The following is an 18,583-nucleotide window of genomic DNA, read 5'->3' as shown; positions in this document are numbered from 1 at the left end:
AGGGAGGCTCGGCCGGTCGCGGATACGCTGGAACGGTGAGCCCGATCGATCCGTTGCAGGCCAGAACGACCGACGACCGCGACGATCGGGGCAGGGGATCGGCCAGGGCGCTCGCTGTCCTCTTCGGGCTCTGCGCTCTCGCGGCGGCGGCGCTCGCGGGGTTCGCGGCGGCGGCGGTGTTCGATCAGTTCCGGGTGATGAGCATCAACAGCGTGTTCGGGAACTGGGACACGACGATCCCGGTCGCGGTCCGCGGCCTGGGTCTGCCGGTCGGCATCCTCGCGACGATGGGCTTCCTCGCCCTTTATGGGAAGTGGAATCGCCGAGGTGCCGCTCGGGACGTGCTCTCCCCGGCGGTGGCGCCCTTCACGATCGTGCTGCTCGGTCTGACCATCGGGACGTGGATCGCGACCACGATGTGGACCGAGCCGGATGCCGTCGGAGTGGCCGTGGATCCCACGTTCTCCCAGCACGCGCCCTGGGACGCCGGCGCGTGGATCCTCTACACGGCGAAATGGTGGTTGCCGGGACTGCTCACGCTGTTCACCGTGGTCAGCGTCTGGGGACGGCTCGCCGCGCGCCGGCGCTTCGCCGCGCGCACGTCCTAGTCGAGAGCGCGGCCGTCGCGTGCGGCGCGGTTCTTCGTGTGGCGGGTCGGCGCGGCCCGCCACGGATCCTCCGGCCAGGGGTGCTTCGGATAGCGCCCGCGCATCTCGGCGCGCACCTGGGCGTAGGGGCCCGACCAGAACGACGCCAGATCGTCGGTGACGGCGAGCGGACGCCCGGCGGGGGAGAGCAGATGGAACAGCACCGGCACGCGCCCTCCGGCCAGGTGCGGTGTCTCGGCCCAGCCGAAGCACTCCTGGAGCTTCACCGCCACCACCGGGCGTGCGGCCGGATCGTCGTGCGCCGGATAGGCGATGCGGACGCGTGAGCCGCTCGGAACCTCGAGGCGTTCGGGCGCGAGGGACTCGAACTCCGCGGCTGCGGGCCAGGGCAGCAGCCGGCGCAGCGCAGGGCCGAGGTCGATCCTCGTCGTCGGGGTCCCGGTCGCGAGCGCGTCGATCTCGGGGCCGAGCCAGTCGTCGAGCGCCCCGGTCAGGGCGGCGTCGGACATGTCGGGCCACGGGGATCCGAGCGCGCGATGCAGCAGCGCGAGTCGGCGGCGCAGCTGATCCGCGGACTCCGACCACGCGAAGACTACGAGCCCCTGCGCGTGCAGAGCGCGACGCACGGCGTCGCGGCCCTCTTCCGCGTTCGGCCGGACCGGCGCGGAGGAGCGCACGATCGCGCCGACCCTGCGTTCGCGTCGGGCGGTGACGCGGGACCCGGCGAACTCCGCCTCCACGCGGTCCGTGAGGAGATGGTCGGCGGCCCGCTCCGCCTGCTTCTCGGTGATCGCCGCGGCGGCGCGGATGACGGCCCCTGAGGCCTCCGCCACCCGGCCCGAGGCGCGTGCGACGTCGGCGACGGCCAGCCATTCGGCGCCCGCGAGCGCCCCTCGCACGCCGGCACGGGTGCCGGACGCGAGCAGGAACGTCGCTCCGTCTGCGGTGCGCTCGACCCGCCGGGCCACGCGAGAGGGGAATGCGAGGGCGATCACGAGTCCTGCGTCCTCGACCGCGGCCGCGGCCGGAGCGGAGCGCTGCGGCGGGATGAAGCGCCGGAGCCGCTCCGCCTCCTGCGCCCACCGGCGGGCGTCGGGGCCGCGGCCGTTGCGCAGCGCGACGATCGCGGCCGCCACGTCGGCGTCGGGCATGCGCAGGTCGCCGCCGAGCAGTGCGACGACCTCGGCGGCCAGCCCGGCGCCCACGAACGCGCTGCCCTCGATCAGGGCGCGGGCGAGGCGCGGATCGACCGGGATCCGGGCGAGCGCGCGCCCCTCGTCCGTGACGCGTCCGTCGGCGTCCGTCGCACCGAGGTCGTGCAGTACGGACTGCGCCTCGGCGAGGGCATCGGCGGGGAGCGGATCGATCAGTCGCAGTCCCGCACCGCCGGGCGCGCCCCAGCACGCCAGCAGCAGCGCGGCGTCGGCGAGGTCCGCCGTCGCGATCTCGGGGGCGGGGCGTGCGGGCGCCGCCGCGAAGGTCCGCTCATCGAGGCAGCGGATGACCGTGCCGGGTCCCTGCCGGGTGGCGCGGCCGGCGCGCTGCACGGCGGAGGAGCGCGCGGCGGCGGCCGTCACGAGCCCGCTCATGCCGCGCGCCGCGTCGCGCTGCGGGAACCGGGACAGGCCGCTGTCGACCACGAGCCGCACGCCGGGCACGGTGAGCGAGGATTCGGCGAGCGAGGTGGTGACGATGAGGCGCGGCGTCTCGGACGGGCGCCGGCCTCGGATCACCGCGTCCTGCTCCGCCGCCGGGACCTGCCCGTGCAGTTCGCGGACGTCGAATCCCGGCGCGCGGTCGCGGAGGCGGCGTGCGATCTCCGCGACCTCGCGCGCACCCGGCGCGAACACGAGCACGTCGGCGGCGGGGTCGCCGCGGACCAGGTCCAGGGCGGCGTCGGCCGTGGTGCGCGCCACGTGGTCGAGGAAGCCCCGGGTGACGCCGCGCTCATCCAGCCGTGGGACGGGGCTCGGCGCCCAGCGTTCCGTGAGCGGATGGGCGGGGACCGTGTGCTCGACGACGGGCGCGGGTGCGTCAGGGCCGCCGATCACGGACGCGATCCGGGCGGCGTCGAGCGTGGCCGACATCGCGACGAGGGTCAGATCGTCGCGCAGCTCCCGCACTTCGCCGAGGAGGCCGATCAGGAGGTCGGTCTCGAGGGCACGTTCGTGCACCTCGTCGATCACGACGGCGTCGACGCCGTCCAGTCCGGGATCGTCGAGCATACGGCGCAGCAGCACGCCCGCGGTCACGAACTCGACGCGGGTGTCGCGGCCGACGGAGCGCTCGCCGCGGACGGTGAAGCCGGCCCTGGTTCCGAGCGGGGACCCGTCGAGCTGCGCGAGCCGGCGTGCGGCCGCGCGGGCCGCGACGCGACGCGGCTGGGTGACGATCACGCGACCCGGGCTGCGGGAGGCCAGCAGGGGAGGGACCAGCGTGGTCTTGCCCGTGCCGGGCGGCGCGCTGATGACGAGCGCGGTTCCCGCATCGAGCGCCGCGGCGACCTCGTCGAGCGCGGCGGCGAAGGACAGCGAGGCGCCGATCGCACGCAGGTCGAAGGGCGCGGAGGTCATCCGTCCAGTCTGCCGCGAAACGCGGACGGCGCCCGGATCCCGAAGGATCCGAGCGCCGTCCGTCGGGTGGGACTACTCCATGGCGTCGGCGGCTTCCTTCGCGGCGGCGCGCGTGGCGCGCGCGGCGGGCGCGGCGGTCTCGGCCGCCGGTGCGGACGGCTGGTGCTTCTCGGACTGGGCGAGGCCGGCACCGAGGCCGCGGCCGATGGCCTGGCCCTGGATGATGCCGGCGAGGTCGAGCCCGGTGGCCGCGTGCACGCTGTCGAACACGCTGCGCAGTGCCCGGGCGTTGTCGCCGCCGACGACGCTCGAGGCGCCGTCGTCACCGGATCCGCCGATGATCGACACGTTCCCGATCGTGGAATAGCCCTTGGCGAACTCGGCCATGATCGACGGCAGCACCTCGAGCACGCGCTGCGACAGGAACGCCTCCTGGTTCGACGCGATCGCCTTCGCCTCGGCCTCGACGGCCGCGGCGCGTGCCTCTCCCTCGGCGCGGATCGCGTCGGCCTCGGCCGTGGCGCGCACGCGGCGGGCCTCGGCCTGCGCGTCGGCCTGGGCGCGCAGCGAGGTGGCCTCACCCGTGGCCTTGGCGACCGCGGCGGCCGCCTCGCCGTCGGCGCGGGCCTTGTCGGACTGCGCCTGCTGCTCGGCGATGCGCGTGGACGCCTCGGCCTGCTTGACCTGCTCGATCGCGGCGGCCTCGGCGGAGCGCTCGCGTGTGTAGAGCTCGGCCTGCGCGCGGGTCTCGGCCTCGTACCGCTGGGCGTCGGCGACGCGCTTGACGTCGGCGTCGAGCTGGGCCTGCTTGTTCTCGGCCTGCTGCTGCAGGACCGCCTGCTCGGCCTGCGCGCGGGCGAGCTGCTCGGCCTGCTCCGCCTCGGCGCGCGCTCGTCCGACGCCGGCGGCGGCGTTCGCGGTGTTGGTGTCGAGAGCGGTCTGCTCGACGAGGTTCGCCTCCTGGTTGGCGATGTACTTCTGGTTGATCGCGCGGTCGGCGTTGGTCTGCGCGATCTCGGCGGCCTGGCGCTTCGCCTGGATCTCCGGGGCGCCGAGCGACTGGATGTAGCCGACCTTGTCGGTGATGCCCTTGATCTGGAACGAGTCCAGGATCAGGCCCTGCTCGGCGAGCTCCTGCGAGACGTCGGCGGCGATCTGGTCGGAGAACTTCTTGCGCTCCCGCATGAGCTCGACGACCGAGAGCGTCGCGACGATGCCGCGCAGGGCGCCCTCGAGCTGCTCGGTGGTGAACTGCTCGATGGCCTTGTCCTGCGAGGCGAAGCGCTCGGCGGCGCGGCGCACGAAGAGCGGGTCGGATCCGATCTTCACGATCGCGACGCCGTCGACGTTCAGCGTGACGCTGTCGAGCGACTGCGCCTCGGCGTTCAGCAGCACCTGGCGCGAGCGCAGGGAGATGATCTCGTGACGCTGCGTGATCGGGTTGACGAGCGACTTGCCGTTCACGATGACGGTCACGGGGGACTCGGACATCTCGGAGCTCGTGGACCCGTCGGGCAGCAGGGTCGCGCGCTGCACCTTCTGCTTGCGACCCGAGATCACGAGCGCCTCGTCGGCGCGGGCGACCTTGATCCAGCTGCGCGCGAGCAGCAGCACGACGAGCAGGACGATGACGACGCCGACGATCGCGGCCCCGATGATGATGAGCAACCCGATGAGGGCGGCGGGGTCCATATGCACTCCTGTGTTCTCCGGTCGCGCCCGGTGAGGGCGTCACGAACGACTATGCCAGAACCTATGAACCCGCCGTGAGGCGTATGGGTGGGCCTGTGGACGGACCGGGCCGCCCTCAGGCGGCGAGGTCGAATCGGGCTCTGCCGCCGAGACGGGGTGTGCGCGCGGGGTCGACATGCGGGGGTGGGATGAACCACACCCTGCTGTGCTTCCCCGCGCCCTCGATCCGGATCTCCCAGTCGTTGTCGTGGATGCGATGGTGGCAGCTCTCGCAGAGCAGGATCCCGTTCGCCAGGTCCGTCGGCCCTGCGTCGCGTTTCCACCAGCGGATGTGATGGGCCCGGGTCATCGACGGCGGGAGTCCGCACATCGCGCAGCCGCCGTCGCGTTCCGCGAGGGCGAGACGCTGTGCCGTCGTGAAGAACCGCAGCCGCCGGCCGTAGTCGAGGATCTCTCGGTCGGTGCCGAGCACGCACGGGATGACGCCGCCGCTCGCGGCGAGCTGCCGGGTGGCGGCGATGCTGAGGGGGAGGTCGGATCCGTCGATCGTCGCGTAGCCGGTGCCGTCGGTGAGGTCCTTCAGGTCGACGCGCACCACCACGGTCGCGCCGGCCAGGGCGGGAGCCTCGTTCTCGCAGCCGAGGGCATGCGCGCAGATCTCGCTGAGCGCCTCGGCGCGAAGCGCCGCGACCGAGCGGTGGTCCGCGCCGGGGGAGTCCGGCGCGAGCTGGTTCTTCTGCGCGGCGAACAACGCCGACACGTACCCGTTCACCGCAGCGACGATGGGCGCCCCATGAGCGGCATCGAAGTCGCCGTCGAGGTGGATCCGCCCGTCGCGCTCGAAGATCGACAGGGACTGGCGGTCGCGCTGCTCCTGCTCGCGCGGGGCGACCCCGTCCGGATCCAGCCAGGCCTCGGCACGCGTGACCAGCCGCCGCACGTCATCGTGCGACAGGCCGGCGGCCTTGTCCACGAGGAGTCGCTCGGCCTCCGCGGTCCGCGCGGCGCCGATCTTGACGCGTACGCGCTCGAGCAGGGCGAGGATCACGGCGAAGGCCGGTGCGCTCAGCGCGCCCGAGGCGAGTGCCTGCCGCGCGGCCGGGTACTTCGCCGGGACGCGGTCGCCGAGCAGGTTGGTGCGGGGCGCCGTGGCCTCGCCGACCTTGACCAGCCGCGTCGCATCGCCCGTGGTCGCACCGGTCGTGGTGGCGATGAGCTGCGCGGCGTTGCGGAACCCCTGCTCCTTCGCCAGCGAGTCTGCGCCCAGTTCGGTGCGGGATTCGTGCGCCACGCACGCGGCGACCTCGGCGAGCATCGCCCCGGACCGGCGGTGCAGCAGGCCGAGCGCCTCCGTCACGGCCATGAGCTGCGTGCGGGAGAGGTCACCCGCCTCGTGTGCCCCGCTCCACACCTCATCGAGACGCGTCAGCGCCTCGTGCAGGGGGTCGAGATGTCCGGTCATGCCTTGATTTTACGCGGGTTTCCGCGACATTCGAAGCTATCTACGAGAACGGTGGAGAACTTTCTCGACGCGATGCCTGTGGAGACGGGACCGCGTCCTCCGCGCGTCACCGCGCGCGCAGCTTCTCCGTCAGAGCCGTCAGCGTACGCAGCTCCTCGTCATCCAGCGCCGACATGCGCTCGGCGATCGAGCGGCCGTGGGCGGTGGCGAGCTGGCGGAACGCGCGCGTCCCGGCTTCGGTCGCATGCACGAGGGATCCGCGTCCGTCCTCCGGATCCGGGCACTTCTCGAGCAGCCCGCGCGCGACCATGCGGTCGACGAGACGGGAGACGCTGGGCTGGCTGATCAGCATGTTGGCCGTGACCTCGCGCAGGCGCGCGGTGTGCGACGCGCAGCGGGTGACCGTGAGCAGCACGTCGTACTCCGCTGCCGAGAGATCGGCGCCGTCGAAGTCGGTCGACATCTCGGTGAAGATCTCGTGCTGGGCGCGGAAGAGGGTCTCCCAGGCCGCCAGGGCCAGCTTCCGATCGCTCATCGCATCAGAATATCCGCCTGGGCGGACATGGGGCTGCGCGCAGTAAAGGCCGGTCGGAGAGGCTCCCGACCGGCCTTTGTCCCTTGCACCAAGAGTGTCCTGCAATCACATGCGGTGAGAGCAACAGCAAAACTTTCACCGTGCGATCACTGTATAACGGCGGGGTAACGAATGCAACGATCAGGTCACGGTCTGGGCGGATTCATAAGGTACTTCTCTGGTGGCGCTACCACCCGAGTTCACCGTCGTCCTCCTGGAACGTTCCGGTGGGTCCGTCGGAACCGATCGTCGCCATCCTCGCCACGATCTGCGCGCTCACGGAGGCGGGGCGTCCCGGATGACTGCCCGGATCCCCGCCGCCGAGCTCCGTCGCCGTGATCCCCGGCTCGACCGCGTTGACCCTCACACGCGGATGCGCCTTGGCGTACTGCACCGTCAGCATCGACACCGCCGCCTTGCTGGATCCGTAGACGAGGGAGACGAAGTGCGATGCGGGTCTGGTCGGCTCGTGCGTGGCCCAGAACGAGCCGAGGGCGCTGGACACGTTCACGATCACCGGGTTCGACGATTCCTCGAGCAGTGGCAGCGCCGCCTCGGTCACCCGGACCACGCCGGCGACGTTCGTGTCCAGCACCTGGAGCACGCTCGGGCCGTCGAGTGCTTCGGCCGCGCCCTCGCCGCGATGGGCGATGCCGGCGTTGTTGACGAGCACGTCCAGGCCCGTGCCCGCGATGCGGATGGCCTCGAGCGCGGCGGCGACGGACGCGTCGTCGGTCACGTCCAGCTGCACGAACCGGGCGCCCAGTTCCTCCGCCGCGGCGGCGCCCCTCGTCTCGTCCCGGGCTCCCAGCCAGACGGTGTGCCCCTCCGCGATGAGCGCGCGTGCGGTCTCCTTGCCGAGGCCCTTGTTCGCCCCGGTGATGAGTGTCGTTGTCATGACCGCCACGATCCTCCGTCGCGGGCGGGTGAGGGAGACGTCCGCTTTTCGTAGGACTGCGGGTACCAGGACAGGCGAGCTCCTGCGCGGGCAGACTGGACGGTATGGAGGCCTGGGAGTTCGGCAGCGCGGTGCGGCGATGGCGCGATCGCGTCTCGCCCGACGCGGTCGGCGTTCCGCACGGCAGCCGGCGTCGCGCCGCAGGATTGCGCAGGGAGGAGCTCGCGGCACTCGCGGGGATCTCCGTCGACTATGTGACCCGGCTCGAACAGGGGAGGGCCACAGCGCCCTCGGAGCAGGTGGTGGAGGCGCTCGCTCGGGCGCTGCGTCTCGACGACGGCGAGCGGACGCAGCTGTTCCGGCTCGCGGGGCGGGCGGCACCCCGGCAGCGGCGTCGTATCGGCTCGGATCCCGCCGAGCGTGCAGCGGCTGCTCGATCGCTTCTCGGGCATCCCCGTCGTCGTGTACGACGCGGCGTGGAACCTCGTGATCGCGAACGCGCCGTACGACGCGCTCATGGGCCCGACCTCCGCGCTGCGCGGGAACGAGCGGAACGCCGTCTGGCGGAACCTCTTAGGCCCGGCATCACGGGCGCGGCAGACTCCCCAGGAGCACGATGAACTCGTCGGGCGTCTCGTCGCCGACCTGCGGGGAACGATGGGGCGCTATCCGGACGATCACGGACTGCGCCGTCTCGTCGCGGAGCTGCGCGCCGCATCGCCGCGCTTCGAGGAGCTCTGGGGTACGGCGGCCGAGGCGCCGCGCGCGGAGCAGTCCCGGCTCAAGATCATCGACCACCCCGCCGTCGGAGCGATCACCGTGGACTGCGACACGCTGGTCGTCGCCCAGGACGACCTTCGGATCATGGTCTACACCGCCGAGCCCGGATCCGCCGACGCCGAGCGCCTGCAGCTTGCGATCGTGCTCGGGACGCAGTCGCTCGCCGGCTGAGATCCGGCAGGACCCGGACCGCCTGAGCTCGGCGCATGCGGCTCAGCGGCTCTCGGCGAGCTCCCGCTGCTGCTCCGGGCTCAGGGACATGAAGTACCGCAGCTGCTCCGCGCTGACCTCGTAGATCGCGGGGTGCCCGCCCACCGGGACCGTGGAATGCAGGATCCGGTCGGCGTACACGTGCACGAGATCGAAGCCCTGCCCGCCGTCGACGCCGCGCATGTCGCCGCCCTCGGCGAGGATGTCGGCCGTGTAGCAGGTGGCGGGCGCGGCCGTGACCGGTATTCCGGCGAACGTGCTGTGCGAGGCGTAGTGCAGATGCCCGGCGAGGATCGCGCGCACATCGGTGCCGGCGAGCACCTGCGCGAGCGGATCCTGGTCGCGCAGCTCAGTCATCGCGAGGAAGCCGAGGGGCATCGGCAGCGGCGGGTGGTGCATCGCGATGACCGTGCCGCGCGGGGCGGGAGTGGCCAGCACCTCGCGCAGCCAGTCCAGCTGCGCGTCCGTGATCTCGCCATGGTGATGGCCCGGCACGGTGGAGTCGAGGACGATCAGGCGCAGGCCCGCGAGGTCGAGAACCTCGTCCACGGGATCCGCGGAGGCATCCTGATCGCGGAGCCCTCGACGGAAGGCTGCGCGCTCGTCGTGGTTGCCCATCACCCACACGAGCTCCGCACCGAGCTCGGCCGCGACCGGCTCGAGCATGCCGCGGATGCGGCGGTAGGCGTCCTCATCGCCGGTGTCGGCGATGTCGCCGGTGACGACGATCGCATCGACGTCGATACCGGCCGCCGGCAGGCGGCGCAGCGCGGCGGCGAGGTTCGCGTCGGCGTCGACGGACCCGTGCAGCGGGACAGCGCCCGCCGTCAGATGGGTGTCGCTGAGATGGACGATGGTGGTCTCGGGTGCGGGGTGCTGACCGATCTGCATGGAAGTCTCCGAATCGTCGTGTCGTGCGGGATCAGCGCGCGCGCAGGGCGTCGCGCAGGCGGGAGCGAAGGGCGGCATCCACCCCGATGGCGTCGAGATAGACATCGGCGGATCCGTCCGCCAGCACCACCTCGGTGAGCGCGCCGCGGATCGCATCGGCGGGACTCCCCGCGACGAGTTCGCGCAGACTCCCCTCGAGCGTGAGCCCGTACTGCGCGATCTTCGCGGCCATCGTGTCGACCCAGTCCCCGGCGAGGTTGGCCTCCGTGCGGGCGTAGTCCGCGACCACCGTGTCGAGGTCGATGCCGACGGCCAGCAGGGCGAGTGCGATCGTGAGTCCGGTTCGGTCCTTGCCGGCCGTGCAGTGCACGACCGAGGCGCCGTCCTCGGCGAGGAGCGCGAGCGCCCGTCCGAACGCCGGACCGCCGTCGCGCAGCATCATGACGTAGAGCGAGCGCAGATCGGGCAGGCCTCCGCCGGCGATCGTCGTGACGGCGTCGCGGACGGATCCGGCCATGATCGGGATCCGGTGCACGGTGATCTCGGTTCCCGCGACATCGTCGGGAGCGTCGGCGACCTCCTCGTCGGAGCGCAGATCGATCAGGCGCACGATGCCGAGCGCCTCCAGCGATGCCCGACCCTCGTCGCCCAACCGGGCAGGGGCGTCGGCGCGGTAGAGCACCCCGGGGCGGAGGCCCGGTGCGCCGGCCGCAGCGGCGCGGAAGTTCGCGGTGCCAGGGATGGGAAGCGGTGCGGGCCGGCGCGCGGCCTCGGCGAGGGCAGTGAGCTCGACGGCGTCAGAAGCGAGGGGAGAGGTCATCGTGCGGTTCCGTTCGTCAGGAGAGGGGTCTCAGGCGCCACGTCGGCGTCGGCCGGGGCGGTGGTCAGGGTTTCGGCGGCAGGGCGGCGCAGCGCGGTCGTCCAGGCCAGGGGCAGCAGCGAGAGCAGCACGAACACTCCGGCCACGGTGAACAGTGCGGCGTAGTTGCTCTCGCCGCCGTGGACCGGATCCTTGCCGCCGATGAGCAGGAATGTGGGGGCGAGCGCCGGAGCGAGCGACTGCGGAAGGGTCTTGGCGATGTTGAAGACGCCGAGGAAGCGCGCGTTCTCGGCAGCGGGCACGGTGCGCAGCACGAGTGCCATGTCCACGGCGTAGAAGCAACCCAGCGCGAATCCGCTCAGCGCGCTCCCGACCCAGAACCAGCCGATCTCCCCGGTGAACGCCTTGAGGAAGCAGGCGATGGCGATGCCGAGGATCGCGACGATGACGAACGGCGTGTAGTTCGCGCGCTTCGCCGCGATGAAGCCGAAGGCGAAGGCGGCGATCATGCTGAGCACCCCGGTGAGCAGGCTGCCCATCGACGTGGTCGTCGTCGCGCGTCCGGCATCCATCCCCAGGCGCTCCATGAGGTAGTACAGCCCGAACGTGCCGAACAGCATGTATCCGAACTGGATGAGGAAGCGCTGCAGCCACACCAGCGCGAACTGGCGATGCTTCGCCGGGTTGAACACGAGGGAGGTGAAGACGCCGCTGAGCTTCGCCGGCGCCACCGCGGAGTCCGCCGTCGAGGCGTCCGGGACGAAGCGCGCGATGATCACGGTCGCGACGGCGGCGACGACCGGCATCACCATGAACGCGAGCACCAGGTCGTTCTTGAAGGCGGTCGCGATCACGAGCGCCGGCACGAGGCCGGCGATGTTGCCGGCGCCGAAGATGCCGGACGCCTTCGCGCGCTGATGATCGGGGACGAGATCGGCGATCCAGCCGAACAGCGCGGCGAGGCTCATGCTCGCGGCGATCGTGACGAGGGCCCAGCCCGCCATGAGCGTGAACACATCGCCGGCGAAGGCCATCACGGCACTCGTCGGCACGAGCAGCGCCGCCCCGGCGACGACCCAGATGCGGCGACGGCCGTGCTTCGACCTGGTGCGGTCGGACCAGTACCCGAACATCGGGGTGACGATCAGCGCGGCGAGCGCGCCGACCGCGGTGACGGCGGCCAGCGCGCCCTCCTTGGTCATTCCGGTCGGCAGCGCAGGCTGCAGCTGGAGCACCTTGAGGGAGAGCGAGACGACCAGCGGCGCGATCACGACCGCGTCGACGAGGAGCTCGATCAGCGCGATCAGATAGATCCAGCGCATCGGGATGGACGTTCGTTCGCGTCCGGCTGCCGGGGCGGTCGTGGCGGGCATGGCTTCCTCTTCTCGGGTCGGCGGAGCCGTTCGGCGGGCGGCACGGGCACCGCATCCGAGGAGAGTCAAAAGCACGGGCGTGAACCGCGCCGATAAACCTGGTGAACACTCAGTAAATAGTGCCAGGAGCACGGATCCGCTCGGTCCGGTCGCTCGTGCGAGGCACAATGGTGACGATGAGCGAGGACAGGGACAGCGTGCGCGTTCGCCGGGCCGACCGCGGAACCGGGGTGCGGAACGGCGAGGGCCGTGCGCCACGCACCCGGCGCAACCGAGCGGGTGAGGAGCGCCGCGAAGTCGTCCTGGCCGCCGCGATCGACCAGTTCGGCCGATTCGGTTACGCCGGCACCTCGATCGCGTCGATCGCCCGCGCGGCCGGCATCACCGACTCCGGCGTGCTCCATCATTTCCCGAGCAAACTGGCGCTCTATCGCGCGATCGTGCTCGGCCGGGGGGAGCGCTTCGTCGCGGCGTTCGGGGAGCCCGCCTCCTTGGAGGAGCTGTTCGACGCGTTGGCCGCGGGGGTCGCGGCATCCCTGGAGGACTCGAAGCTGGTGCGGCTGCAGGCGATGCTGACCGGCGAGATGCTGATCGAGGGCCACCCTCTGCGCGACGAGTATCTGGAGAGTCAGCGGATCGGACTCGACGGCCTCACGGCGCAGCTGCGCCTCGTTCTGCCCGACGGGAGACGTGCCGACGTCGACCCGGAGCAGCTCGCCCTGAGGATCCTCGCGCTCCTCAAGGGGCTGCGCGCCGAATGGGCCGCCATGCCGGACCGGCTGGATCTCGCGGCCGAGACCGCGGCGGCCCTGTCCGGAATGCGCGCGGTACTGAGCTGAGACCCACCCCCTCGGCGACCGCCCTACCCGAGGATGTGCTCGTCCGGGATGAGGATCCCGCCGGAGGTGTTAGCGGAGTTCGCGTAGGTCTGGATGCGGGCGGGATCCAGTGACGGCGGCTCGGGCCGGTCGAACTCGAACCGCAGTTGGACGGAGGGGTGCAGCCAGATCGTCGACCGGCCGCGCGGCTGCCCTTCGTCGTGACGCCAGGACAGGGTGAAGCTCTCGTTGCGACGCAGTTTCGTCGCGATCACGACCTTGAGATGGGCGAGCGCCACATCGTCGATCTCTATCCGGTGCTCGGAGCTGCCGTAGAAAAGGGCGCCCATGACTGCTTCTCTCGTTCGGTGCGCTGCGTCGGCACAGGGGATCCCTGTCGATGAGCGCGAGTGTTCGGATGCGCGAGGACGCGCCCCGACGGGATCGAGGACGCGGTCGTCGCGGAGGGGTGGGTTCTGGCTCAGCTCGTGGGGATCTCCGGGTCGCTCACGCGGAGCCGGTCGGGGCGGAAGCCGTGCTCCACGCCCCACAGCACGGCCTCCGTGCGGGACCTCACGCCGATGCGGCGGTATCCGGAGCGGATGTAGGTCTTGACGGAGTTGGGGGAGAGGTGCGTGCGCTCGGCGATCGCCGCATTCGACAGGCCCTGCGTGATGAGCGCGAGCACCTCCGATTCGCGCACCGTGAGACCTTCCTCGCGGCCCGGCCAGTCGCCCGCCGTGATCGGCGGCCGGCCCTGCGTGTCGACCCAGACCTGAGGTCCACCGCCGCGGATCTGCTGCAGCGCGGTGACCAGTTGGCGCGCGGGGATCCCCTTGTAGACATAGCCGTGGGCGCCGTTCGCGATCGCGGCGCGGATCGAGCTCTGGTCGTGGGCCCACGAGTAGACGACCACGCGATCGACCTGAGGGTTCGCGGTCAGCTCCCGGACGTCGGCGCGGTCTCCCTGGGTGGACCCGAACGTGTCGCACAGGGCGATGTCGACCGGCTCGCTCACGGGCTTGTTCAGGTCCAGCTCGACGACCTGGACCACATCCTGGTAGGAGCGCAGCATCGAGGCGAGGCCGCGCACGACGACCTCGTAGTCGTCCACCAGTGCGACGCGCAGCAGCCCGGTGCCGGGGCTGCCGTCGTTCTCGTGCGGGGCGTCGCCGGACGCGCTCATGGCGGTTCCTGCCCTTCTCTCCGCGGTGACCCCGCACCCGCGGGAGCGGGAGAACGCGGGGACCTGTTGCTGCCTCTCACGCTAGTCACCCGCAGGGTGACCGTCTTCACCCCAAAGGGTGAAACGCCGATCGGCCCCGGGCCGCCGTCGCTGCGAGAGGATGATCCGGTGAGCTACGACGCGGACGAGACGGTCTTCGAGCACGTGGGGCGACGGATCCGGCTCGAGACGAACGCGCAGTTCGATGCGCTGGTTGCGACCTTCGAACAGGCGGTTCCCGCGCTCTCCGAGGAGGAGGCGCTGGCGGAGCTGCGCGGCGGCGACTGGGCCGGGTTCGTGCGCGGGCTGCAGTGGGAGTCGCCGAGCGGGTTCGTCCGGGTCTGGACCTCGCGACCGGACGCGCTCATGGAGCACGCGGGCAGCGATGCCCGCAGCGTGGTGTGGCTGATCGCGCACCACGGGATCGCCGCGCGGCTGTTCCGCCACGATCCGGGCACGATGCTCGCCTCGCCCATGCGCATCGAGATGCACACGTCGAAGACCCCTGGCACGACGCTGAGCTTCGAGGTGCCCAGTGCCCGGCTCGGAGGTTTCGGCGTCAACAAGATCGCGCAGGCGGGTGCCGAGCTCGATCGCGCCCTCGGCGACCTCATCGAGGATCTCGGCCTGCCTCGGCCCGCGGCCCTGCGGCGCTGAGACGGTCGATATCCGGGCGAACCCGTTCGCGGAACGTCCGGAGCCGAACCAGGGGAGCGGCTCGTCCCGTCTTCGCCGGCGCGCGAGCGTCGGCGAAGACGGGACAAGGATCCGAGAGCAGGGCGTCCGTCAGCTCTTCGGGAGCACCTTCGTGCCTTCGCTCTTCACCGCCTGGAGGTCGTTCACGTTCAGGCCCAGGGCGCGCAGGATCGTCGGTGCGATCTGGGTGGTCTCGACCTGGTCGGACACCGTCGCCGAGTGGCCGCCCACGCCGGGCGAGACGACGATCGGGACGTTCCTGTCCTGCGGGTCGCCGCCGCCGTGCTCCGCGATCTTGCCCTTGCCGCCGGTGTAGACGACGCCGTGCTGCACGATGCCGAAGATGTCTGGAATGCGCTCGTCCGCCGTTGACGTGCGGAAGAAGCCGGCGACCTCCGAGCCCGCGTACACCGTGGCCAGGCCGGACGCGGGGACCGTGAGGCTGGAGCCCTGGACGTCGTTGCCGGCCGCGGAGTGCGCGAGCAGATAGCTCTTCGCGAAGTCGGCGGCCTCCTGCGTGTGCTCCGAGAACCAGAGCTGCATGACGTCGTCGTCGGTCGAGAACGCCACGAGGTCGCCGGAGTGACCCGCGGCCTTCCACGCGGTGTTGAGACCGTCGATGACGGGTGCGTCGTCCACCCGCGTGAGCGCGGCCGGATCCGTCGGGGACTGCCCGTGCTTGGCCGACAGGATGATCGTGGTCTTCTTGGCATCGGGGCTCTGCGCGATCGCAGCGGTGAGCTTGCCCACCTCGGCGTCGACGAAGTCGAGCGCGCCGGAGAGCAGCGTGCCGGGGACGGTGCCGCCGGGGAGGTATCCGCCGGCCTGGCCGTCCGAGGCGGGGAGCTTCTGCGCCGTGGACACCGACTGGAAGTTCATGCCGAAGATCGCCGGTTCGCCGACCGTCTGCGTGCCGGAGTGGTCCTTGCCCGCGATCTCATTGAGTACCGCCTCGACCTTGTACCCGTCGTACTGGCGGGTGGCGGCGTTGTCCTTCGTCCAGTCTCCTGCGAAGCCGGCGATCGATGCGCTCGAGTTGATCTCCGGGGTGAAGTAGTCGTCGACGCCGGATCCGGAGGGGCCGGAGAGCATCTGATAGGCGGGGTGCTTGTCGGACCAGGCGGTGCGGAGACCCGCCTGCTTCGCGACCTCGAACACCGTGTTCACCTTGAGGTACTGGTTCGGGTACACGGGCGTGCAGGTCGCGGGATCCACGGGGAGCCGGGCCGGGTCCATGAGCGACTTCGCGTCGCCGCTGAGGCTCAGGATGCTGCCGGGCAGTCCGGGCAGGCCCTGGCCGGCATCGAGCGCGTTCTGGTTGCGATCGGCGGCCTCGGTGTAGGATACCTCGGCGCCGGGAGCCGCCGACAGGCAGTTCGTGGTGCCGGCCGGCAGCAGCGCGCGGTTCCAGGTGTCGTCGTAGTAGACGCCGGTCGTACCGGGATTGCCGCCCGTGACCTGGGCGACCATGCCGGGGAAGGAGTCGGACGGGACGGGTGTCTGCGCGTTCGTGTAGTTGGTGCCGTGCGCGACGAGCGCCGCGAGCGCCGACTGCGGGTGGGTCTTGACGTAGCGGTCGAGGTCGGCCTGGTGCAGGCCGTCCACCGAGAGCAGGAGCACGTGCTTGCCCGCGTTGGCCCGCTGCGGGCCTTCGGAGGCGGAGGCGGCGGGCGCCGTGACGGCGATGACCCCCGTCGTGGCGAGCGCCGCGCTGAACACGGCGGCGGCGACGCGTTTCATCGTGGTCTTCATGGTTCTCCGTTCCGGCGCCCTGGCGCCTCGGGCGCCGGAGGTTCCGGCGGCTCCGCGAGGAGTCTGCCCAACGGATCCGCCGAGCGGTCCCGGGATCGGGAACGTTCGTCGAGCCTTCACCGGCCGGTCAACGGACTCCCGGCGCGCTGAGGGAGGATTCGGAGCCCATTCCTCGACGCGTTGTGCGGTGACGGGGGAGAAGCTCGGAAGCCGGATGTCACGCAGCGGACGATGATACCTCTGCAAGAGGTATCATCGCTTCATGGAGACCTTGACGCCGACCGCGCACACGATCCTCGGCTACGTCGCCTCGCACGCCCGGAGCGGCTATGAGATCCGGCAGGCGGCGGCGCGGAACCCGTTCTGGGGGATCAGCGACGGGCAGCTGTATCCGCAGCTGCGGGTCCTCGCCGACGCCGGGCTGATCGCCGCGGACGGCGAGGAGGGGCCGAGAGGCAGGACCGTCTGGCAGGTCACCCCGACCGGGCGCCGGGCGCTCGAGGAGTGGCTGCGACAGGACTCCCCGCCCATCGCGATCCGGGACGAGAACCTGGTGAAGCTGCTGTTCGCGGCCCGGCTGGATCCCGGCATCGCGCGCGCCCTGGTGCAGGAGCGGATGGCGCACTTCGCGTCCTTCCTGGCGCAGGTCGAGTCCGTCGCGCCGGCCTCGACCTGGAGCGAGGACGAGCGGAGCGCGGCAGGGGCCGTGCCCGAGCTGGTCCGCGACTACGGGGTCGAATACTCGCAGACGGCGCTGGCCTGGTGCGAGCGGGTCCTCGCGGCGCTGGACGGCGGACGATGAGCGCCGCGCACCGGCCCGTCCGCATCACGATCTCGCGGGTGCTGTATCTCCTCGGCGGTGCGATCGGCGTCGTCAACGGCGTGATCGAGCTCGGCCCGGATGCCGGTCCCGCGGTGCAGGCCACGGGCTGGCCGCTGATCGTCCCGGGAGCCGCGGCCCTCGCCCTGGTCGTGCTGCTCCGGCGCCCCCGCCGGTGGCTGCCCGTCGCGGCGGGCGCGGTGTCCGCGGCGATGGTCGTCGCGCGGATCCTGCAGGCCGCCGCGGTGGGCTCGCCGCTCGTGCTCCTCGCGTGCCTCCTCCCCGCGGCGGCCCTGCTGGGAGTGGCCGGACCCGCGGGACGGGCATGGGCGCGCACGCCGTCGGAGACCGGGGTCCCGCCCGCGGCGGACCGCACGACGGGAGCCTCCCGACGGGGCGCCGTGCGCCGCGCGATCGGCGGCATCGGCGCCGCCGGTCTCGTCGCGGGCGTGCTCGTGCTCGCCGGCGGGGCGGGGATCGCCGCGGCGCTCGCGCCCTGCGCTCTGCCCGGCCCCGCCGCCCGCAGCGGGCTGGATACGACCGGCAGCGCCGCCCTTCCCGGTGCCGAGCCCACGGGAACCGTCACCGCGTCGGACGGGACCCGGCTCGCCTATTACGCGTTCGTCCCCGCGCACCCGAGGGCGAGCCTGCTCTTCTATCACGGCTCGGGAGCGAACAGCGCCGCCGGCTATCTGGGGATCGGCGAGGAGCTGCGCACGCAGGGCATCGCCGTGTACCTCTTCGACATCCGCGGACACGGGGCCTCGGGCGGGGCGCGCGGCGACACCCCCAGCACCCCGCAGCTGGAGCGCGATACGGCCTCGGCGGTCGCCTTCGTGCATGACCGGCAACCGGGGGTCCCGGAATTCCTCGGCGGGCACTCCGCGGGGGCGGGGGTCGTGCTCAACAGCGCGCATCTGCTGCCCGGCCGGGTCGCGGGCTATGTCTTCCTCGCGCCGGACTTCGGCCTCCATTCCGGGACGGAGCGGCAGGACGACGCGTCCAACTTCGCGACGATCTGCCAGCGTCCGCTGATCGCGGCGACCCTCACGAACGGGCTGCTCGGCGCCCACCTGCCCGCGGTCTCGTTCGCGTACACGCCGGCGCAGATCCGCGCCGGCCTGATCCCGCAGTACACGGCCGCGATGGCGATCGCGCAGAACGCCGACGACAGTGCGGCGGTGCTCGCAGGCCTCCGCACGCCGGTGGGTGTCTGGGTCGGCGGCGATGACGAGGTCTTCGATGCGCACCGCGTCGTCGCCTACGCCGAGGCGCACGGGGGTGACAACGTGAGTGCCACCATCGTGCCAGGGGTCACGCACCTGGGCATCCTGGACGACCCCGCCCCGATGGGGGCGTGGATCCTGTCCCACGTGCGGGGCGGCTAGGGG

17 protein-coding genes and 1 pseudogene are annotated in these 18,583 nt (G+C 71.8%); 7 read left to right on the top strand and 11 right to left on the bottom strand.

The window, feature by feature from the left end; translation table 11 throughout:
* Window positions 1-35: 35 nt before the first annotated feature.
* Complete coding sequence (locus tag ACIPY5_RS10785) at window positions 36-608, top strand: hypothetical protein (RefSeq protein ID WP_400970350.1); 573 nt, start codon at window positions 36-38, stop codon at window positions 606-608.
* On the opposite strand, the gene hrpB is transcribed toward ACIPY5_RS10785, so the two are convergent.
* The 5 genes from hrpB to ACIPY5_RS10760 all read right to left on the bottom strand — a co-directional run bounded on the left by hrpB (window position 605) and on the right by ACIPY5_RS10760 (window position 7,807).
* A complete protein-coding gene (hrpB, locus tag ACIPY5_RS10780) occupies window positions 605-3,181 on the bottom strand; it encodes an ATP-dependent helicase HrpB (RefSeq protein ID WP_400970347.1) in 2,577 nt (858 codons plus the stop codon). The genes ACIPY5_RS10785 and hrpB overlap by 4 nt on opposite strands.
* A 72-nt stretch (window positions 3,182-3,253) precedes the next feature.
* Window positions 3,254-4,873: an SPFH domain-containing protein gene (locus ACIPY5_RS10775; RefSeq protein ID WP_400970344.1), complete on the bottom strand. Its 1,620-nt coding sequence runs from the start codon at window positions 4,871-4,873 to the stop codon at window positions 3,254-3,256.
* Between the two features lie 115 nt (window positions 4,874-4,988).
* Window positions 4,989-6,335 (bottom strand): DUF222 domain-containing protein, encoded by a 1,347-nt coding sequence (locus tag ACIPY5_RS10770; RefSeq protein WP_400970341.1) that lies wholly within the window; start codon window positions 6,333-6,335, stop codon window positions 4,989-4,991.
* A gap of 106 nt (window positions 6,336-6,441) precedes the next feature.
* Entirely contained in the window at window positions 6,442-6,870 is a 429-nt protein-coding gene (locus tag ACIPY5_RS10765) for a MarR family winged helix-turn-helix transcriptional regulator (protein ID WP_292719696.1), read from the bottom strand.
* Window positions 6,871-7,096: 226 nt separating this feature from the next.
* Window positions 7,097-7,807 carry an SDR family NAD(P)-dependent oxidoreductase gene (locus ACIPY5_RS10760; protein ID WP_400970337.1) on the bottom strand — a complete coding sequence of 237 codons (711 nt, stop codon included), beginning with the start codon at window positions 7,805-7,807 and terminating at the stop codon, window positions 7,097-7,099.
* Between the two features lie 104 nt (window positions 7,808-7,911).
* On the opposite strand from ACIPY5_RS10760, the pseudogene ACIPY5_RS10755 reads away from it, so the two are divergent.
* A pseudogene (locus tag ACIPY5_RS10755) lies at window positions 7,912-8,100 on the top strand (helix-turn-helix domain-containing protein); the annotation flags it as partial.
* Between the two features lie 127 nt (window positions 8,101-8,227).
* Window positions 8,228-8,758, top strand: a complete 531-nt coding sequence (locus ACIPY5_RS10750) for a hypothetical protein (protein ID WP_400970334.1) — start codon at window positions 8,228-8,230, stop codon at window positions 8,756-8,758.
* Between the two features lie 42 nt (window positions 8,759-8,800).
* On the opposite strand, the gene ACIPY5_RS10745 is transcribed toward ACIPY5_RS10750, so the two are convergent.
* The 3 genes from ACIPY5_RS10745 to ACIPY5_RS10735 are packed head-to-tail and all read right to left on the bottom strand — an operon-like array spanning window position 8,801 to window position 11,881.
* The gene (locus tag ACIPY5_RS10745) at window positions 8,801-9,688 is read right to left on the bottom strand and encodes a metallophosphoesterase (protein ID WP_400970332.1); all 888 of its coding nucleotides are present in this window, start codon (window positions 9,686-9,688) and stop codon (window positions 8,801-8,803) included.
* A gap of 31 nt (window positions 9,689-9,719) precedes the next feature.
* Complete coding sequence (locus ACIPY5_RS10740; protein ID WP_400970329.1) at window positions 9,720-10,508, bottom strand: tyrosine-protein phosphatase; 789 nt, start codon at window positions 10,506-10,508, stop codon at window positions 9,720-9,722.
* Window positions 10,505-11,881, bottom strand: a complete 1,377-nt coding sequence (locus ACIPY5_RS10735) for an MFS transporter (RefSeq protein ID WP_400970326.1) — start codon at window positions 11,879-11,881, stop codon at window positions 10,505-10,507. The genes ACIPY5_RS10740 and ACIPY5_RS10735 overlap by 4 nt, the downstream gene beginning before the upstream one ends.
* 176 nt (window positions 11,882-12,057) lie before the next feature.
* On the opposite strand from ACIPY5_RS10735, the gene ACIPY5_RS10730 reads away from it, so the two are divergent.
* Window positions 12,058-12,720 (top strand): TetR/AcrR family transcriptional regulator, encoded by a 663-nt coding sequence (locus ACIPY5_RS10730; protein WP_400970322.1) that lies wholly within the window; start codon window positions 12,058-12,060, stop codon window positions 12,718-12,720.
* A gap of 23 nt (window positions 12,721-12,743) precedes the next feature.
* Here ACIPY5_RS10730 and ACIPY5_RS10725 read toward each other — a convergent pair whose 3' ends face one another.
* Together ACIPY5_RS10725 and ACIPY5_RS10720 are read right to left on the bottom strand one after the other, a co-directional pair.
* On the bottom strand, window positions 12,744-13,049 hold the full coding sequence (locus tag ACIPY5_RS10725) for a hypothetical protein (protein ID WP_309342619.1): 306 nt from the start codon (window positions 13,047-13,049) through the stop codon (window positions 12,744-12,746).
* Between the two features lie 131 nt (window positions 13,050-13,180).
* Window positions 13,181-13,885, bottom strand: a complete 705-nt coding sequence (locus ACIPY5_RS10720; protein ID WP_400970318.1) for a response regulator transcription factor — start codon at window positions 13,883-13,885, stop codon at window positions 13,181-13,183.
* A 168-nt stretch (window positions 13,886-14,053) separates the two neighbouring features.
* On the opposite strand from ACIPY5_RS10720, the gene ACIPY5_RS10715 reads away from it, so the two are divergent.
* Window positions 14,054-14,581: a hypothetical protein gene (locus ACIPY5_RS10715; RefSeq protein WP_400970316.1), complete on the top strand. Its 528-nt coding sequence runs from the start codon at window positions 14,054-14,056 to the stop codon at window positions 14,579-14,581.
* A 129-nt stretch (window positions 14,582-14,710) separates the two neighbouring features.
* Here the strand turns inward: ACIPY5_RS10715 and ACIPY5_RS10710 are convergent, their stop codons facing one another.
* Window positions 14,711-16,372: an alkaline phosphatase family protein gene (locus ACIPY5_RS10710; protein WP_400970313.1), complete on the bottom strand. Its 1,662-nt coding sequence runs from the start codon at window positions 16,370-16,372 to the stop codon at window positions 14,711-14,713.
* Between the two features lie 262 nt (window positions 16,373-16,634).
* Between ACIPY5_RS10710 and ACIPY5_RS10705 the strand changes: the two genes are divergently transcribed.
* On the top strand, window positions 16,635-17,174 hold the full coding sequence (locus tag ACIPY5_RS10705; RefSeq protein WP_400970310.1) for a PadR family transcriptional regulator: 540 nt from the start codon (window positions 16,635-16,637) through the stop codon (window positions 17,172-17,174).
* Window positions 17,171-18,580, top strand: a complete 1,410-nt coding sequence (locus tag ACIPY5_RS10700) for an alpha/beta hydrolase (protein ID WP_400970308.1) — start codon at window positions 17,171-17,173, stop codon at window positions 18,578-18,580. The genes ACIPY5_RS10705 and ACIPY5_RS10700 overlap by 4 nt, the downstream gene beginning before the upstream one ends.
* Window positions 18,581-18,583 lie beyond the last annotated feature (3 nt).

Origin of the sequence: Microbacterium sp. NPDC089698 (assembly GCF_044749045.1) — a bacterium.
GTDB lineage: Bacteria > Actinomycetota > Actinomycetes > Actinomycetales > Microbacteriaceae > Microbacterium.
The sequence above is the reverse complement of the archived record's forward strand: the minus strand, read 5'-3'. Positions and strand labels throughout refer to the sequence as shown.

Coding starts and splice junctions, on each gene's coding strand:
- ACIPY5_RS10700 (WP_400970308.1), top strand. CDS start 17,171: ATGAGCGCCGCGCACCGGCCCGTCCGCATCACGATCTCGCGGGTGCTG.
- ACIPY5_RS10775 (WP_400970344.1), bottom strand. CDS start 4,873: ATGGACCCCGCCGCCCTCATCGGGTTGCTCATCATCATCGGGGCCGCG.
- ACIPY5_RS10705 (WP_400970310.1), top strand. CDS start 16,635: ATGGAGACCTTGACGCCGACCGCGCACACGATCCTCGGCTACGTCGCC.
- ACIPY5_RS10770 (WP_400970341.1), bottom strand. CDS start 6,335: ATGACCGGACATCTCGACCCCCTGCACGAGGCGCTGACGCGTCTCGAT.
- ACIPY5_RS10720 (WP_400970318.1), bottom strand. CDS start 13,885: ATGAGCGCGTCCGGCGACGCCCCGCACGAGAACGACGGCAGCCCCGGC.
- ACIPY5_RS10730 (WP_400970322.1), top strand. CDS start 12,058: ATGAGCGAGGACAGGGACAGCGTGCGCGTTCGCCGGGCCGACCGCGGA.
- ACIPY5_RS10725 (WP_309342619.1), bottom strand. CDS start 13,049: ATGGGCGCCCTTTTCTACGGCAGCTCCGAGCACCGGATAGAGATCGAC.
- ACIPY5_RS10740 (WP_400970329.1), bottom strand. CDS start 10,508: ATGACCTCTCCCCTCGCTTCTGACGCCGTCGAGCTCACTGCCCTCGCC.
- hrpB (WP_400970347.1), bottom strand. CDS start 3,181: ATGACCTCCGCGCCCTTCGACCTGCGTGCGATCGGCGCCTCGCTGTCC.
- ACIPY5_RS10765 (WP_292719696.1), bottom strand. CDS start 6,870: ATGAGCGATCGGAAGCTGGCCCTGGCGGCCTGGGAGACCCTCTTCCGC.
- ACIPY5_RS10760 (WP_400970337.1), bottom strand. CDS start 7,807: ATGACAACGACACTCATCACCGGGGCGAACAAGGGCCTCGGCAAGGAG.
- ACIPY5_RS10735 (WP_400970326.1), bottom strand. CDS start 11,881: ATGCCCGCCACGACCGCCCCGGCAGCCGGACGCGAACGAACGTCCATC.
- ACIPY5_RS10745 (WP_400970332.1), bottom strand. CDS start 9,688: ATGCAGATCGGTCAGCACCCCGCACCCGAGACCACCATCGTCCATCTC.
- ACIPY5_RS10710 (WP_400970313.1), bottom strand. CDS start 16,372: ATGAAGACCACGATGAAACGCGTCGCCGCCGCCGTGTTCAGCGCGGCG.